Origin of the sequence: Bacillus sp. RO2 (assembly GCF_012911845.1) — a bacterium.
In the GTDB taxonomy this organism is placed as follows: Bacteria; Bacillota; Bacilli; order Bacillales; family Bacillaceae_I; genus Sutcliffiella_A.
This window is the reverse complement of sequence record NZ_JAAXCU010000012.1, coordinates 21877-36969: the sequence shown is the minus strand read 5'-3', so window position 1 is coordinate 36969 and position 15093 is coordinate 21877. Positions and strand designations below refer to the sequence as shown.

Sequence of the window (15093 nt, the reverse complement as noted above, 5' to 3'; positions counted from 1 at the left end):
GTAAAACGGTAGTAGAGAGCCTCTCTCTCCGCCCGAAAATCAAGCTGGAACAGGAAAACGGTAGTAGAGAGCCTTTCTCTCTGCCCGAAAATCAAGCTGGAACGGAAAAACGGTAGTAGAAAAACTCTGTCTCCACCCGAACTAATAGTGGTAGGAGCAGAACGGTAGCAGAGAGCCCCCACGCTCCAGAATCATCACCCCAGGGTTAAAACAGGTAACAAAAGCAGATTACTCAATATAACTTGGGTACAACAATTGGGATAGCACTAGGAAAAGTAAAATATCTAGGGTTTATAGAAAATGTTACATCCACCACTATCCCCGCTTCTTCCCTTTCCCCTTCCGCTTTATCTCCTCTAATTTTACCTCTTTAACCGACTCTGTCTCCTTATAAAAGCTAATCGTTACATTCACTCCGAACTCTTTGTCCTCTTCTTCTATCCATAGCCTGAATTTTTCCGTTGTTAATATTGGGCCTTCCTGTCTGCCCATATGTAAATAGTCGACAATCTCTGCTTTTGGATATGCCTCTTTTGTCCGTTTCATCGCGAGCTGTCCCCACTTTGCATAACTTGGTACTTGTTGAGTTGCCACTTTTGCGGCCTCTGCTGACGGAACAGGTTGATAACCAACTAATAGAAAGCATGCTATACAAAAAAGTAAGGTAAACTTCTTCATTTTTTATCCCTCCAGTTAAGCTTATAGTGCCCCAATCAGAGTATTTTAATTTGAATTTTGGAAAAAGAAGGATATCGATTGCGGCTTAACGAAGAATAGAGAATATAAATATAGGGTGGGTGAGGATCAGTCCCTTCAAGAAATCAGGAGGAGAAACTATGCGGCATTCGTTTTTCGTGTTAGTATTTTTTAGCATTTCGCTTCTTACTGCTTGTGGTAGTAATGCAGTTGGTGGTGAGGAGAACCCAAATTCTCATTATGACGATGAAAAAATGATCGGAACGGTATGGAATGTTAGTGGGGACAGTGTGGAAGTGGACATTTCGGAATGGGAAAAGCGAGATAGGAAAGGATCGAATGGTACAGACGAGGGTTACTCCTACCTAGCTAAGATTACGGAAGGAACCACGATCAAGTACGAGAATGGGAAAGAAGCATCTCTCAACGACTTGAGAAAAGGTCAAAAAGTGTTAGTAAATCCACCTAGGGGAGAAAGTTTTGAAGGAAAGCCTAAAGAACTCGTCTTATTAGATATGACCTTTGAGGAAAAGTATGCACGATTCCTATCACATGTAGATGGCTATAAACTAGTTGTTATGTATGAAGAAGGGGCTGTATTACCTCTAGAATTGCAAGACCCTCTATATGAAAAGGTTCTCGATCTGACAGAGGAGGAAGTGGTAGCTACTTGGATTGAGTATGATAAAGAGTATGTGGTGGATTATAAAAAAGAGTTCGGAGTCGAGCAATTTCCTGTAATTTTGGTCTTCAATCGAGAGAAGCTGGTCTTTAAGACGTATGAAGTAGAGGAATTGTATGCTTTTTTTGAGGAGTGACTTTGAGGATGCATATGCTGTTATTATTTTTCCATATTAAAATTTAAACAAACGTTTGTAGAAAATTATTTATCTTCGCTTTAGATTAAAGGTAAGAGGAAGAAGACAAATATCGACTATTTCAGCATGGTATATTGAAATAACGTTGAAAGGCCAGAGATGATGTGTTGGTTAGTGCGATATGCTCTCTAAGTTAGCCACCAAAAGCTGAATTAGTCAAAAAAAGAGACGAATTAGTCAATAAACGACCTAAAGTATACAAAAAAGCCGCCCAATTAATCAAAAAAACCATTCAAATTAACGACAATCCATATATTCACATAACCCGACTCCTGAATCACCAAGATTACTCCCCAATATGGGTCACGGTACCTACCCCCGCGACACCGCGGGCTCCATCACCGTTATCGTGTTATTCGTAGCGTTCATATTAACAGTAGCACCAATCGGTATTGCAGCCTTAAACCTCCCATGACCCGTGGCGAAGTTCGTAATCAAGGGCTTTCTTGTCGGCACGATAACTGAATTAATAAGATCTGCATAGGACGTGTTATATGCCACTGGACAATTTGTGCATTCTCCCATGATAATGCCGAGGCAATCCTTAAATTTTTCTGCCATGGACAGTTGGGTAAAGTAGCGTAGAATCATGTTGGCAGGTGTATGTGTGTCTTCTAGAAAAAGAATTTTGCCTTTTGTATCAATCTCATAAGGCGTGCCAAGCGTATTAACGATGGAAGTGATATTTCCTCCTACAATTGGCCCGGTCACATTTCCAGGATTTATCCCCGTACGCACCACTTCTGGTGGATTAATAAGAGCTCGCGGGGAGACAAAAGTGGAAGTCGCTGCAAAAAATTGATTAAAATTGTAAGACGGTGTTTCTGCTCGAAAATCAATAAGCATCAAGCTATGAAACGTAATGAGATCACTAAACTGATTTAGACTGTTCAACAGCACGGTGATATCGCTGTACCCAGAAATTAACTTCGGATTTTCCCTGATAATTTTAAAATCAAGATAAGGAAGAATCTCTTGAACACCTGTCCCGCCTCGTGTCGCAAGAATCATTTTCACATTCGGGTTCTTAAACATATCCATGAGATCCTCCGCTCTTTTGTCAGCGGGAGCGGAGACAATCCCATCGATAGAATAAACATACCTTCCAAAAACAACGTTAAACCCCATATCCCGCAAAAATTGTACCCTCGTATTTATCGTGGTCGCATCAAGAGGACTCCCCAAAGTAACCAAACCAATTGTATCTCCCCTTTGAAGCGCACGTGCTTTAATGGCCATATACTTCGCTCCTCAAAAATCATTTGTATTTCTATACATATGATGGAACTTCCTTTTTGAGAAGAGAGCAGACGCGACGACCCAAAACTCTTCATATACCTAAATCATCCATCACTAAAAATTTCCCATGTTGCAAACGCTATTACTAAGCCAACAGCTTTTAGGAGGTTTCATGATGGATGTATCCATTTTATTAGAATATACATGGGTTTTGCTTTTGCTTGTAGCACTTGAAGGCCTTTTGGCAGCAGATAACGCCTTAGTATTAGCAATCATGGTAAAGCATCTACCAGAAAAAGAACGTAAAAAAGCATTGTTCTACGGTCTTGCTGGTGCGTTTGTTTTTCGATTTGGGTCTTTATTTGTCATCTCGTTTTTAGTGGATGTATGGCAAGTACAGGCGATTGGGGCCATTTATCTCCTGTTTATTGCCTTGAACCATATCCTTCGAAAATATGTGTTTAAAAAACAAAAGGTAAGAAAAGAAAAGGAAAAGAAAGCTGGTTTCTGGGGTACAGTGTTCAAGGTGGAGTTAGCAGATATCGCTTTTGCTGTAGACTCGATTCTAGCTGCTGTTGCACTTGCTGTAACATTGCCTGATACACCGCTGCCTACAATTGGTGGATTAGACGGAGGAAAGTTTCTCGTCATCTTTGCTGGAGGATTAATTGGATTAATTATAATGCGTTTTGCAGCTAACTTATTTGTAGCATTATTGAAATCAAGACCAGGTCTTGAGATTGCTGCGTTCCTCATTGTCGGGTGGGTTGGGGTAAAGCTACTTGTGTATACATTAGCACATCCTCAATTAGGGATTTTACCTGAAACGTTCCCAAAATCCACAGAGTGGAAAGTAACTTTCTACGTTGTTTTGCTTCTGATTGCAGCAGGAGGCTGGTTTTTCTCCAAGGCAAAGGAAGAAGAAGTGATAAATTGATGGGAAGAAAACAGTTCATATTCTTTGGACTGTTTTCTTTAATTTTCCTCAAAACGGGGCTAACTACCTATCCCCACAACCTATACAAAACGTCTTCTGAATAAATACTTCAGCTGCAGCTTCCCGTTGGCCTACTTCGTCGTTGAAGCGGATGGCGAGGAAACTAAAGTTTTCTACTTGAAATGCTCGTGTGTTTCCTTCGTTGAAAAGTTCAGATCCTTGTACTTCTGCAATAATTGGAAAAAGACTGTCTTTTGTGAAGATGAAAACTTGAAGAGGAAATGGAGGAAAAGGACCGACACCAATCGATTTGATTTGAATGAGTGTTTTATTATGGTTGTTGGTTTCGTCAGAGAATATAATTTCCGTTTCGTTAGGACGAAGAGGAAAAAGAAGAGGAATGTTTCCGGTCTGATTAAGCCCACTTCCTTGAACAAAATGGCTTTCTATATGACTTTGTTTTTTCATGGTTAGTGACCTCCATTTTTTCTGCAGCAGATGCAAAATGTTTTTTCGATATAAACTCGTAATGTGCTAGCAGTATCAAATGGATTAGAGACAGTTAGGCTAGCAAAATTTTCAATCTGTATGCCCCTAGGAATACCGGTATACTCTGGCCCAATAGGGTTAGTAGAAAGTCGTATCTCAATTGGCTCTTTTGAATCTCTAGTGAAAATTTTTACATCTAAAACGCTGAATGTATTCTCAATTGGAGATGGTTCTGAAGAAAGCTGTAAATAAGTCTTATTATGGTTGTCCGTAAAATCCTCAAATACAGTTAACTCTTCAGCATTACCTGGAATATTAATTTGAAGGGGGATGTTTCCAGTTAGGCCCTGTCCGTTTCCTCTCACTTTATGGGTTTCCACATTGCAGCTGTCTTTCTTGCATTTATGATCTTTCAATCTTCCCGGTTGTTGGCTGGGGGAAGTTAGCGCCATCGTACAGTGCTTCATATGATTGTCCTTACATCCCATTTTCCATTCCTCCTTCTGAACATGACATACAAAATGTCTTTTCTAAATAAAAGCTAATTCTTCGTTGAAAAAATATTGGAAGATTATTAAGATGGACGGTTATTCGGCGTACATTTTCCAACTGAAATGCCCGCGTTTGAGAAAGTGGAATAGTGTATTCAAGCGGAGTTTCAGAGGAATCGGTCGTCACTCTTACTTGTAAATTAAATGCAAGATCTTCTGTCCCTAACGTAGGGCTGCCTATTTGAAAGTAAGTTTTGTTATGATTTTCTGTAAAATCCTCAAACAAAACATACTCTTGGGCAGCATTAATAATAAAAGTAAGCGGAATATTTCCTGTCTCGTTCTCTCCAACCCCTTGAAACTTATGCGTCTCAACAAAATTCTTCGGCTTGCACTCTCTAATCCGACTTTTCATACTGTTAACCATTGGCGATGGTCCCGGCAAATCCGTTAAATCACTCTTCATACTATATTTCCGTATCAAATCTATTTCCTCCTATTAATATATTTACTAGCAATATATTCTATGAAAAAGTTCTATGATTGGTGAAAAGATTGGTAGAATGGGGTTAGGGGAAAGACAATTTCGTTCTATCATCAATTAAATCGAAGGATATATGAAAGAGCTAAAATAACACTAAAAGCACAAAGGAGAATTCAATCATGAAATCCGAAGAACAATTTTTTCAAGAGGGAAAATCCATTCAAACATACATGGATGAAATGAGTATGTTAAAAGAGGAAAGCTTAACGGTCTATGATAGGTTCCAATTGCCTGCAGATGGATTAGTAGAAAAGCTGCAAGAGCACTCCCTGCATTTTCTCACGATTACAGAAGATTGGTGCGGTGACGCCATGATGATCAATCCAGTGATCCGTAAAGTTGCTGAGGCTGCTGACATTGATTTCCACGTTGCTCTGAGAGACGCAGACACCAGTCTAATAGACCGTCATCTGACAAACGGGGGACGGGCGATTCCCATGATCTTAATATTAAGCGAACAAGGGGAACTATTGGGGAAATGGGGGCCGCGTGCACCGGAAGTACAACAGATTGTCGATGAACTCCGCGGGGCGCTGCCACCTAAGGAAGATCCTACTTTTACAGAAAAGCAACAGGAAGTCATTGCTACTTTAAGGCAGAGATATGTCGGCGAGGAAGTCCTGTGGACGTACGTGTATGATAGTTTTAAGAATACATTAATGAATATACTGAAAGGAGAATAGAGGTAATAACCCAGACGGCACTTTTGTACTCCAAAATCAGTTACCAAACAGTGCAGAAATTTATAAGATCGACATTCAAAGTCTTAACAAATGGATTCCATATGAACTGGAAGTACCAGATAATGACCTGACTTTTAATGTCGATACACATTCATTCTTGTAGATATTTCTCGGGAAATTGTTGAATTATGATAGATGGAAACATCAAAATACGACTCAAAAAGTCTGCTTTAGTCAAAAAAATCGCTTATGATAAACTTGTATTTATCATAGGCGATTTTTACATAACATACCTCGTATCGTGCTCCGATATATATATAATATGTAACATTGTATGAGATATATCGCCCGGCGATACGCTTCTAAGGCGACCATTAAGCAACCCTTACTTCTTAAACAACGACAATAACCAACCCCAATTACCACTATCCCGCTTTTGCATTTCTTCTTCTAAACGTTTATTAAAATCATTCTGAGAAACCCACTCTTTTTTCTGTTCGTCGCGCATTTTTTGGATTTCCTCTTGTAGCATTTCCGTTCTTTCTCTTTCTTGTTCTAAAAGAGTTTCGTAGTGTTCTCTTTGTTCTTCTGTTAATTTCTCAATCTTGTTATTTGTTTTTTGTGCCGAATTACCGATACTTGAACTAATAAAGTGATGGTCCTGCTGAAGCTGAGCTACCGTCGTTTTGATTTGTGACATGTCTTGTTTTAACTGAATGTTCATTTCACGTGCTGCAGCAAGTTCAGTTGCTAAGTATTTAAAGAACTCCTTCACCTGCTCCGGATCACTTGGTAATGTTTCGCTCGTATCGGGTAGCGCTATGTCTGTTTGAACTGTGTTCTCCAAGCGGTCTTTTTGTTGCTCCACTAAATCGCGTGCCGTGCTGTCGAGAGGCTTGTCCGTATCGCGCAGCGCTACAAGTGCTTTAACATCCGATTCAACAAAAATACGTCTGTCCCCATCCTTTAAAAACTCGTACCCATTCCGCTCTAGTATCTGTCCATACTTCCTTACAGTAGGGGTGGCAATCCCCACTTCTTCCGCAACTTCTTTGGTCGAATATGCCCGTTCATTTGGTTGTATATCGTTTCGCATATCGCACCTCCTATCTTTAATATGAATGTTTTATAATCTTTTTGCAAGAGGTATATCGCCCATCATTATAGAGTCTGGGTGCGCTTTTTTTCGTATCTCGAAATGTTTTCATTGCTTTTCACTGGGAACGCGCCTACACTAAATACAAATATTCTTAGTAAAGAGGGTACAGCCATGAACCAAACAACAGGTAACAAAGAGTTTGCAATTGGAATCATCTCAGCAGGTTTATCATATATATTATGGGGGATCCTTCCTTTATTTTGGAAGCTGGTGGACGATGTACCGGCTGGGGAAATTCTTGCGCACAGGATTGTCTGGTCGCTCGTTTTTATACTAATTATTCTAGCTATGTTGAGGAAGATTCCTTCCTTTACATTGGAGGTTAAAGCTCTTGTCAGGAATCGGAAAAGGCTGATTGGAATCAGTCTTGCTTCTATTTTTATCAGCATTAACTGGGGTCTTTATATCTGGGCGGTAAATGCCGATCGTATCATTGAAGCGAGCCTCGGCTACTATATCAATCCTCTTGTAAGCATCTTACTCGCTGTCATTGTGTTAAAAGAAAAACTGTCTGGTCTTCAGACATTGTCAATTATTCTAGCAGGGGCTGGTGTGCTCGTGCTGACTTTTAGTTTCGGCACCTTTCCATGGGTCGCCATTATGCTTGCCTTAAGTTTTGCATTTTATGGGTTAATTAAGAAGATGGTTCAAGTGGGTGCTTTAATTGGTTTGGCTATTGAGACACTTTTAATTACGCCGTTTGCGCTGCTTTTTCTAACTTATGTGCATGCTAAAACTGATGGCGGAGCGTTTGGTGGAAACCTAAATGTGACGTTGCTTCTTTTGCTTGCTGGTGTAGTTACAGCCGTTCCATTGTTACTTTTCGCAAGTGGTGCAAAAAGAATTCCGCTATCAATGGTCGGTTTGCTGCAGTATTTTGCGCCAACTATTAAGCTGATTATGGGCGTTTATTTGTTTCATGAGCCGTTTACTGGTGCGCATCTTGTAGCGTTTATTTGCATATGGGTGGCACTTGGAATTTATACCTTTACGTTAATGAGAAGTTGGCGGGTAAAGCGTGTAGTTGTCCCAGCTAGAAGTTTATAATTATTGTTGGGTTCCCCAGCACCAGAAAAACTGGTGCTTATCTTTCCTTTTATCCAGACTCCTTTGCTTATTAGCAAATGGGTCTGATTTTCTTTTAAGATAGTGAAGGACTTACGCTAACAAAAGAAGAAGTTAAACATAAGCATTTAATCTCAAGTTCTAAAAGAAGTAGATGTTAGGGTAAGCGATTATTACATACATGAAAGGTTGAGTTGAAATGATTAGTAATATATACAAAGAAGCATCCGTCTCATTCCTCCAATTGGTTGCCTCCGGAAATATCCGTGAAGCATTTGAGCGCCACATTGCCACTGACTTCCGTCATCACAATCCATATTTTCGTGGTGACGCTGAATCGCTAATGGTAGCAATGGAAGAGAACGCGGTTCAAAGTCCTAACAAAACACTTGAAGTGAAGCATACAATAGCAGATGGAAATACTGTTGCTGTTCACTCTCATATTAAACAGCACCCGGAGGAACTCGGAGCGGCAGTAATTCATATTTTCCGTTTTGAAGGAGAAAGAATAGTGGAACTGTGGGATGTCGGCCAGGTAATTCCGGAAGAATCACCGAATAAGCACGGAATGTTTTAATCCTAAGTGGTGTCGAATAAAGGCGAGTGGGGAAAAAACCAAGAAAGCAGGGGGTTGACCATGGATTTCTTTGAGAAAATAAAGAACGGTGTCAATCAGATGAAAAATAGCAAAGGTATTCCTGTACCTATCACCTCTAACATGCTTAAAGAGGTGCTTAAGCGTAATGATAAGCTGCAGGACGTATCTGTCTCCATAACGAAAGGGGAATTTATTGTCACAGGTAAAGCGGAAGCTGACCTTAAGCTTACCAAAAAGGATCTTTCTTTTTCCATTTCGCTTGTGCCAGTTAAGCTAGAGGGGAGGCAGCTGATTTTTAAAGTTGCCAAGTTAAAACCCCTGAACTTGAACATCTTAAATAAACGAATATTTGATAAGCCACCGCATGTTAACTATAGCAGAGGTCATATTAATATTGATTTTAACAGTTGGGATATAGTAAAAATGATCCCCGTTGGTAAAATTACCAGATATGAGATGGGGGAGGGACGAATTACGATAATGGTAGGGGTGTAAGAAATAGAAAGGAAAGCAAAGCCATGGTGTAAATGAATGCCATGGCTTTGCCGTTTTTTCATACTAAAATTGTGCACAGCTTAGCTTTTATAAAAAAGGGGTTATTTCATCATACTAGGAATTTTCTCTATAGTCTCATTTTCACCCAGATTTACCGTTTCCCTCACCACATAAATCGGACGGTTCTTGCTTTCGTCATATATACGCGCAATATACTCTCCCACAATCCCCATTCCAAGCAATTGAATCCCACTGAAGAACGTAATTGCCACCATGATGGAAGCCCATCCTGCCTCAACTTCTTGCCCGAACAATTTTACCAGTATAGTGTAGGCAAGCACACCGAAAGAAACCAATACGGAAAAGAAGCCAAGGGACATTACTATTTTTAAGGGCTTTGTGGAAAAGGCGATAATTCCGTCAGAAGCGAATCGAAGCATCTTACGCAATGGATATTTGGTCTCCCCGGCAAATCGCTCATCACGTTCGTATTCAATAAAGGTTTGCTTAAATCCGATCCAGGAAAACATTCCGCGAACAAAGCGGTTTCGCTCGGTCATTTGTGTGAATACGTCTGCAACTTTCCGGTCTATTAATCGGAAGTCACCTGTGTCCTTGGGAATTTCAATATCTGCCATATAATTAAGAAACTTATAGAAATATTTTGCGGTCAGGAGCTTGAATTTTGTTTCACCGGCCCTCTTCTTTCGTTTGGCGTACACGACTTCATAGCCTTCCCGCCATTTCTCAACGAGAGAAGGGATGACTTCCGGAGGGTCCTGCAAATCGGCATCAATTATGATGATGGCATCTCCTCTGGCATAATCGACTCCTGCGGTAACCGCCGTCTGATGACCGAAATTTCTTGCAAAGTTAACAATTTTTGCCCGTGGATCCATGGCGGCAATGCTATTTAGTATCTCCATCGTCCGATCTGTGCTGCCGTCATTGACGAAGATAAATTCATAGTTGTAATAATGCTCATCCATAACACCCTTTAGCCTGTTATAGCATTCCTGCGCCACTTCTTCCTCAAAATACATCGGCACCACAATTGATATTAACTCTCTCATCAGTTTTCCTCCATTATCCTACTTGCTGTTCTTGACGAAACGTCCATTTGGAATTTATTAAATAATTTATTGCCAACCCTGCTCCTGTTGCGAACAAGTTGGCGATAATCGGTTGCAGTCCAGCATAGTCCACTAATAAGTATAGAAGAAACGTATGTATACCAAGCGTTACGATATTGACTACAACAAATTTATAAAAAGTGGATGCCTTATTCCTCTTATCTTGGAAAACCCATTTTTTATTCCAATAATAGCTATTTAGCATTCCTACTATATAACCCATCACATTTGCAGCCAGATAGTTTATTCCAATGAAGAAGAAAAACGTGAAGCTGGCGAAAGTGATCATCGTGTTAAAAACACCGACTGTTCCAAACTTAAGGAATCTTTTCATCCGATAGATCTCCTGAATTTTATTTTGAAATAACTCATACAACTCAATAAAATAACTAAAGGTGTGACACTTACCAGATAGCGTGAACGAGTCTCCCATAAAAGAAAGAAAAAGAAGTAGCCGATGATGCTTAGCATGCAGAAAGTGACAAAGGCTTTTCTATCCTTAATTAACGGAAATGCCAAAAGCAGCCCAATAAATAAAATTAAATGTTGAACCCTTGCAAAGCCTTGAAGGATATCTCCAGATTTATAGTCGAGTAGACTTGTAATGTTTGTCGGCTCGAGTGGATTCCTCTTAATTTTATTCAGGGAATAATACGTCCCGTCTGTCCAGGTATGAGTTATTTTTTCTAGATTAAAACTCAAATTTCCAAGCAGTCCTTTTTCCTGGAAACGGTGCTGAAGTTCTTCAAAATGAATATCCGAAACCTCTTCCCTAGGATGCGTTGTCAAAAGCTCCTGGGTCCACTCGACATCGCCAGCTGAATATTTCCCGAGACTCTCACTATTTTGTGCCATTACAAGCCAATGAGAAACAGGGAAACTTGTCTGTATCTGCTGCTCTTTATCTAGGATGTGGAGCTGATAAATGGAAGTGTTAAATACGGTCTTTACGATAAAAAGCATGATAAATGGTAGGATTATGTATGCCTTTTTCCATCCCTTCATATAAAGAAGTAGTGTAATACTAAATGCAATAATAAAAATAATTAGCGATCCTTTTAATAGCATCCCTAAAGAAAAAATAAAGGAAGCCAACAAAATATTAGGTAAACTGGTCTTTAATTCCCCATTTTTATCTAGCATCAAATACAACGGAAAAAGTAAAAATATAAGTGATATCGTATCCGTATAGACAACCGGTGAAAAGAAGATATATGGGAAGAAGAGTACGCTTACAGATAGGCTAATAAAGCCCACTGATCTTCCAGCAACTTTTGAGGCAATGCAGAAAATTAAGTACTGACTGGCAATGATAGTAAAGATATTAAAAAGAATGTAGACGCTGAGGTCTGGGGTGAAAACTTTCCCTATAACCACTAAAATGCAAAATAAAAAAATGTTATTGGGATAGGTGGAAAAGTAATTAAATACCTCTCCTGTTTCCAAATACAGCTTGGCTCCGTTCACAAGCGCTCCAAAATCCCACGACGGCTTGACTGCAAACAGTTTGACAACAATCAGCTGTAAAATAAGGCTGAATCCTAAAAATCCGACAACCCAAACGGCAATCGGAAGCTTCTCTAGTAAATTAGTTATACTTTTACGGAAACCAATTAGGGCCCCAATTAGCAACAATGCAATTACTAGTGTGAGAACCTCAAAATAATTTGGAGAAATCGTACTGATTGAATGGTGTCCCCTTGTTTCTAAAACATTTATGCCAACGATAAGAACAATCACGGAAAAAAAGATAACATAGATTATTTTCTCAAAAAAAACAAATATACTTTCGCTCACGGCCGGTTCTCCTTAGAAGAATAAAGCGAAAGCAAAATTTTCAAATCTTTCATTTTCATAACCATATACTTCCTTATCCTAGAAAATATTTGAACTTATAAGATTATATTACAGAAAAGAAGTTACCACAATGGGAATAGTAACAATAAAGCAGAAATTAAAATCTTCCCTGCTTTTTTTAACTAGTCACCAGACAGGGTGCCACGAACATTCTATTATCCTCTATTAAAATCCACTCCTCCTTCAGGACATCAGTCCATGCATCATCATCCAACATACATAGAATAATAGAGAAGGTAGCGGGACGGGCCTCAATTTAACCTGACAATCCGTCGCCTATCTTTAAAAGGAGGTGCAACAATATATGAAATGCTACTACTATCTTAGCTCGAAAAATGACCACCATACACACTGCAAACCAAAACACAAAGATAAGCACGATTGCAAAAAATGCGAAAATAAATTCAACATTAACATTTTCGGAATTAGCATTAATATTGGCGGGAAAAGTCATTGCTAATTTTAGGAGAATTGACTACATGATTGGAAGGGCAGTGAATACTGTCCTATTTTTGTGCCTTCGACAAATATTCTGTAAGATGGAAATAGGAAAGGGAGGTTTACAGACATGAACCTGACAGGTATACATCATATCGCCATTATCTGCTCCGATTATAAAATCTCCAAAGAGTTCTACGTTAATCTGATGGGCTTTCCCATCATCAACGAAGTTTACAGGGAGGAACGAGATTCTTATAAACTTGACCTAGCACTCCCAGACGGCACACAATTGGAGTTATTTTCTTTTCCGGATGCTCCTGTAAGACCAAGCTACCCAGAAGCACAGGGACTACGCCACCTGGCCTTTCAAACCCCGGATATTGTGGAAGCAGTACAGGAATTAGAAGGGGAGGGTATAAAAGTGGAACCTATAAGAATAGACGAACATACAAAGAGGAGGTTTACTTTCTTCTCTGATCCAGACGGGCTGCCAATTGAATTGTATGAATCTTAGATTTAAGGCAAGAACAGGTCATGTTAATAGATGTGCAGTCTATGTTTTAGAAGTAATTAGTAGAGTATAGAGTGTAATGAATGAGGCATTAGGAAGAGACCTGTTCTCTATTTGGAATTATGCACTTACCTTTGATTGGGACTGGCGGCTTACGGCTTTAAGAATGAACAATTTATCCTGGGTAGTTAGCATTCTCCAGCTTTTCACTTTAATTTTCATTAGTGTTTTCCCCTCTTTCGCATTTTTCTGCTATGTTTCTATACTATGAAAATACCTTTTTATAACTTGATATAAACAACAAAAATTCCTACATTTTCCGCGCTAGGATGTGCGTTTTAAGGGAGATTTTATCGAATCCTCTGAATAAGAGGGGAAGAGGAATTGAATATTTTGGAAATATAATATAATTTTTTACTATTTTATCCTCCTTTCTCCCGTGATAAAATTAGTTGGTAAAGTTTGAAACCTTAAGGAGTTAATCTACGTATAACTCATATAAGGTTACATAACAAGAGGAGGAAATAAGAATGAAACGTACAGCAGAGATAGTGATGACAGTCATCGCAGTGATTATTAGTGGATTGACGGCACTTTTTGGAGTCTTGATGAATTTGGGAATGTCCGATCCTGAATTTACAGAGGTAATGGAAGAGGAAATGGCAGCAGATCCAGCAATGGAAGGCATGGATATGGGTGGGTTCATGGATTTATTGTCTATGGCAGGTCCTACGTTACTTACAGTTGGAATCATTTCATTAATTTTAGGAGTTATCGGTATCATTGCCATTAAAGGAAACAAAAAACCTGTACTTGCGGGTATCATGCTTATTCTGGCAGCACTTGTCATCGGAATTGGAACCCTTGGTTTTGGAATCATTCCAGCAGTCCTATACTTGATTGCCGGAATCATGGCATTTGTTAGAAAGCCAAAAGTAACAGAACAACATATTTAATGAGCAGAAGGGACAGGCACCGCGACTGGGTCATGGTGCCTGTCCCTTCATAAAATGTTTACAACAAAAAAGGCCCCATAACCTGAGGAAGCCACTGAAAAAGACTGATTTTAAAATTTTACTAAACACCGCTGTTGATTTCCGCAAATGGCTTCGCTTTCCTAGGGGCACTGCTGGAGCCTCCTCGGCTACGCCTGTGGGGTCTCCACCTAGCGCTAATTCCCTCAGGAGTCTTCGCCTTTTGCTCCAATCACCAGCTAGGAAACATAAAAAACTTTACGTTATCAGTTTTTCAGTGGCTTCAACCTGAGGCCTTTTCTTTTTGTCTGTCTGTTTATCTTAGTTGTCTAACAAGATTTAATAAGTCAATTCTTGAATTTTCGTTCTGCATTGAATTGATTCTAGCCTATGGGTTTCCGCTTTTTCCACCAGTTGCTGCTTCATGATCTTGTCGAGGCAATCTTCAGCAATGACAGTGTAATAGTGGGATCTCATATTGTGCCAGAAGTACTGTAAATTTTTCACTGTTTTCATAGCAGGACCTCCTTTTCACTCATAAATCAACGGAGGTTGGTGCGGGTAACTGGCTAACTGGTCTGTTGTGAAAAACAGACTTAAGTCCCTATAGTTTTGCGTCACTAGCTTTCACTAGTTTTGCCTTTTTCCATTATTTATGAAAATTACATTCCTATTGTAGTCTTTTAGGCGGTGTAATGACATAGGACTTTAGAGGTATTTTGTCTCGTTTTGTTGGAGGAGAGTTGAGGGACAAGCACCTCAACCCGCAAGCGTCCCCGTGCCTGTCCCCAAAATCCAAAAAACCAATTGAAAATTATCAGAATTCATAGTATGTTATAAGTAGAATATTGGTAGCGTTTGCATAAATTTGTAGGTTTATAGTTGTGGGGCTGCTTAATGTGC

18 protein-coding genes and 1 riboswitch are annotated in these 15093 nt (G+C 39.5%); of the genes, 8 read left to right on the top strand and 10 right to left on the bottom strand.

All coding sequences use genetic code 11. From position 1 onward, the window contains the following. Positions 1-315 precede the first annotated feature (315 nt). A complete protein-coding gene (locus HF078_RS01355; protein ID WP_169289527.1) occupies positions 316-678 on the bottom strand; it encodes a DUF3889 domain-containing protein in 363 nt (120 codons plus the stop codon). Positions 679-836: 158 nt separating this feature from the next. Between HF078_RS01355 and HF078_RS01350 the strand changes: the two genes are divergently transcribed. Continuing rightward, positions 837-1514 (top strand): hypothetical protein, encoded by a 678-nt coding sequence (locus tag HF078_RS01350; RefSeq protein ID WP_169289526.1) that lies wholly within the window; start codon positions 837-839, stop codon positions 1512-1514. A 372-nt stretch (positions 1515-1886) separates the two neighbouring features. Here HF078_RS01350 and HF078_RS01345 read toward each other — a convergent pair whose 3' ends face one another. Then, positions 1887-2813, bottom strand: coding sequence for a S66 peptidase family protein (locus tag HF078_RS01345; protein WP_169289525.1), 927 nt, complete (start codon positions 2811-2813; stop codon positions 1887-1889). 175 nt (positions 2814-2988) lie between these two features. Here HF078_RS01345 and HF078_RS01340 point away from each other — a divergent pair, with 175 nt between their 5' ends. Then, positions 2989-3750, top strand: coding sequence for a TerC family protein (locus HF078_RS01340; RefSeq protein ID WP_169289530.1), 762 nt, complete (start codon positions 2989-2991; stop codon positions 3748-3750). Between the two features lie 63 nt (positions 3751-3813). Here the strand turns inward: HF078_RS01340 and HF078_RS01335 are convergent, their stop codons facing one another. Genes HF078_RS01335 through HF078_RS01325 form a run of 3 tightly spaced genes read right to left on the bottom strand, consistent with a single transcriptional unit; the run spans position 3814 to position 5214 of the window. Continuing rightward, the gene (locus tag HF078_RS01335) at positions 3814-4218 is read right to left on the bottom strand and encodes an exosporium protein D (RefSeq protein ID WP_169289524.1); all 405 of its coding nucleotides are present in this window, start codon (positions 4216-4218) and stop codon (positions 3814-3816) included. A gap of 2 nt (positions 4219-4220) precedes the next feature. Beyond that, complete coding sequence (locus tag HF078_RS01330; RefSeq protein ID WP_169289523.1) at positions 4221-4727, bottom strand: hypothetical protein; 507 nt, start codon at positions 4725-4727, stop codon at positions 4221-4223. Beyond that, a complete protein-coding gene (locus HF078_RS01325; protein ID WP_169289522.1) occupies positions 4717-5214 on the bottom strand; it encodes an exosporium protein D in 498 nt (165 codons plus the stop codon). The genes HF078_RS01330 and HF078_RS01325 overlap by 11 nt, the downstream gene beginning before the upstream one ends. 179 nt (positions 5215-5393) lie before the next feature. Between HF078_RS01325 and HF078_RS01320 the strand changes: the two genes are divergently transcribed. Beyond that, entirely contained in the window at positions 5394-5957 is a 564-nt protein-coding gene (locus HF078_RS01320) for a thioredoxin family protein (protein WP_169289521.1), read from the top strand. Between the two features lie 385 nt (positions 5958-6342). Here the strand turns inward: HF078_RS01320 and HF078_RS01315 are convergent, their stop codons facing one another. Next, positions 6343-7053, bottom strand: a complete 711-nt coding sequence (locus HF078_RS01315) for a MerR family transcriptional regulator (RefSeq protein WP_169289520.1) — start codon at positions 7051-7053, stop codon at positions 6343-6345. 174 nt (positions 7054-7227) lie between these two features. Between HF078_RS01315 and rarD the strand changes: the two genes are divergently transcribed. From rarD to HF078_RS01300, 3 genes are all read left to right on the top strand, one after another. Beyond that, complete coding sequence (gene rarD, locus HF078_RS01310) at positions 7228-8163, top strand: EamA family transporter RarD (RefSeq protein ID WP_169289519.1); 936 nt, start codon at positions 7228-7230, stop codon at positions 8161-8163. A 217-nt stretch (positions 8164-8380) separates the two neighbouring features. After that, complete coding sequence (locus HF078_RS01305; protein WP_205831492.1) at positions 8381-8758, top strand: nuclear transport factor 2 family protein; 378 nt, start codon at positions 8381-8383, stop codon at positions 8756-8758. 60 nt (positions 8759-8818) lie between these two features. Continuing rightward, positions 8819-9274 carry a hypothetical protein gene (locus HF078_RS01300; RefSeq protein ID WP_169289518.1) on the top strand — a complete coding sequence of 152 codons (456 nt, stop codon included), beginning with the start codon at positions 8819-8821 and terminating at the stop codon, positions 9272-9274. A gap of 101 nt (positions 9275-9375) precedes the next feature. Here HF078_RS01300 and HF078_RS01295 read toward each other — a convergent pair whose 3' ends face one another. Genes HF078_RS01295 through HF078_RS01285 form a run of 3 tightly spaced genes read right to left on the bottom strand, consistent with a single transcriptional unit; the run spans position 9376 to position 12204 of the window. After that, the gene (locus HF078_RS01295) at positions 9376-10347 is read right to left on the bottom strand and encodes a glycosyltransferase family 2 protein (protein ID WP_169289517.1); all 972 of its coding nucleotides are present in this window, start codon (positions 10345-10347) and stop codon (positions 9376-9378) included. A gap of 13 nt (positions 10348-10360) precedes the next feature. After that, positions 10361-10741, bottom strand: a complete 381-nt coding sequence (locus HF078_RS01290) for a GtrA family protein (RefSeq protein WP_169289516.1) — start codon at positions 10739-10741, stop codon at positions 10361-10363. After that, positions 10738-12204, bottom strand: a complete 1467-nt coding sequence (locus tag HF078_RS01285) for a glycosyltransferase family protein (RefSeq protein ID WP_169289515.1) — start codon at positions 12202-12204, stop codon at positions 10738-10740. The genes HF078_RS01290 and HF078_RS01285 overlap by 4 nt, the downstream gene beginning before the upstream one ends. A 628-nt stretch (positions 12205-12832) precedes the next feature. On the opposite strand from HF078_RS01285, the gene gloA2 reads away from it, so the two are divergent. Together gloA2 and HF078_RS01275 are read left to right on the top strand one after the other, a co-directional pair. After that, a complete protein-coding gene (gene gloA2 / locus HF078_RS01280) occupies positions 12833-13219 on the top strand; it encodes an SMU1112c/YaeR family gloxylase I-like metalloprotein (protein ID WP_169289514.1) in 387 nt (128 codons plus the stop codon). 527 nt (positions 13220-13746) lie between these two features. After that, entirely contained in the window at positions 13747-14172 is a 426-nt protein-coding gene (locus HF078_RS01275) for a DUF4064 domain-containing protein (RefSeq protein ID WP_169289513.1), read from the top strand. Positions 14173-14529: 357 nt separating this feature from the next. Here HF078_RS01275 and HF078_RS01270 read toward each other — a convergent pair whose 3' ends face one another. Beyond that, a complete protein-coding gene (locus tag HF078_RS01270) occupies positions 14530-14706 on the bottom strand; it encodes a hypothetical protein (RefSeq protein ID WP_169289512.1) in 177 nt (58 codons plus the stop codon). A gap of 41 nt (positions 14707-14747) precedes the next feature. Then, positions 14748-14841: riboswitch (cyclic di-GMP riboswitch) on the bottom strand. Positions 14842-15093: the final 252 nt, after the last annotated feature.

Coding starts and splice junctions, on each gene's coding strand:
- HF078_RS01355 (WP_169289527.1), bottom strand. CDS start 678: ATGAAGAAGTTTACCTTACTTTTTTGTATAGCATGCTTTCTATTAGTT.
- HF078_RS01350 (WP_169289526.1), top strand. CDS start 837: ATGCGGCATTCGTTTTTCGTGTTAGTATTTTTTAGCATTTCGCTTCTT.
- HF078_RS01345 (WP_169289525.1), bottom strand. CDS start 2,813: ATGGCCATTAAAGCACGTGCGCTTCAAAGGGGAGATACAATTGGTTTG.
- HF078_RS01340 (WP_169289530.1), top strand. CDS start 2,989: ATGGATGTATCCATTTTATTAGAATATACATGGGTTTTGCTTTTGCTT.
- HF078_RS01335 (WP_169289524.1), bottom strand. CDS start 4,218: ATGAAAAAACAAAGTCATATAGAAAGCCATTTTGTTCAAGGAAGTGGG.
- HF078_RS01330 (WP_169289523.1), bottom strand. CDS start 4,727: ATGGGATGTAAGGACAATCATATGAAGCACTGTACGATGGCGCTAACT.
- HF078_RS01320 (WP_169289521.1), top strand. CDS start 5,394: ATGAAATCCGAAGAACAATTTTTTCAAGAGGGAAAATCCATTCAAACA.
- HF078_RS01315 (WP_169289520.1), bottom strand. CDS start 7,053: ATGCGAAACGATATACAACCAAATGAACGGGCATATTCGACCAAAGAA.
- rarD (WP_169289519.1), top strand. CDS start 7,228: ATGAACCAAACAACAGGTAACAAAGAGTTTGCAATTGGAATCATCTCA.
- HF078_RS01305 (WP_205831492.1), top strand. CDS start 8,381: ATGATTAGTAATATATACAAAGAAGCATCCGTCTCATTCCTCCAATTG.
- HF078_RS01300 (WP_169289518.1), top strand. CDS start 8,819: ATGGATTTCTTTGAGAAAATAAAGAACGGTGTCAATCAGATGAAAAAT.
- HF078_RS01295 (WP_169289517.1), bottom strand. CDS start 10,347: ATGAGAGAGTTAATATCAATTGTGGTGCCGATGTATTTTGAGGAAGAA.
- HF078_RS01290 (WP_169289516.1), bottom strand. CDS start 10,741: ATGAAAAGATTCCTTAAGTTTGGAACAGTCGGTGTTTTTAACACGATG.
- gloA2 (WP_169289514.1), top strand. CDS start 12,833: ATGAACCTGACAGGTATACATCATATCGCCATTATCTGCTCCGATTAT.
- HF078_RS01275 (WP_169289513.1), top strand. CDS start 13,747: ATGAAACGTACAGCAGAGATAGTGATGACAGTCATCGCAGTGATTATT.
- HF078_RS01270 (WP_169289512.1), bottom strand. CDS start 14,706: ATGAAAACAGTGAAAAATTTACAGTACTTCTGGCACAATATGAGATCC.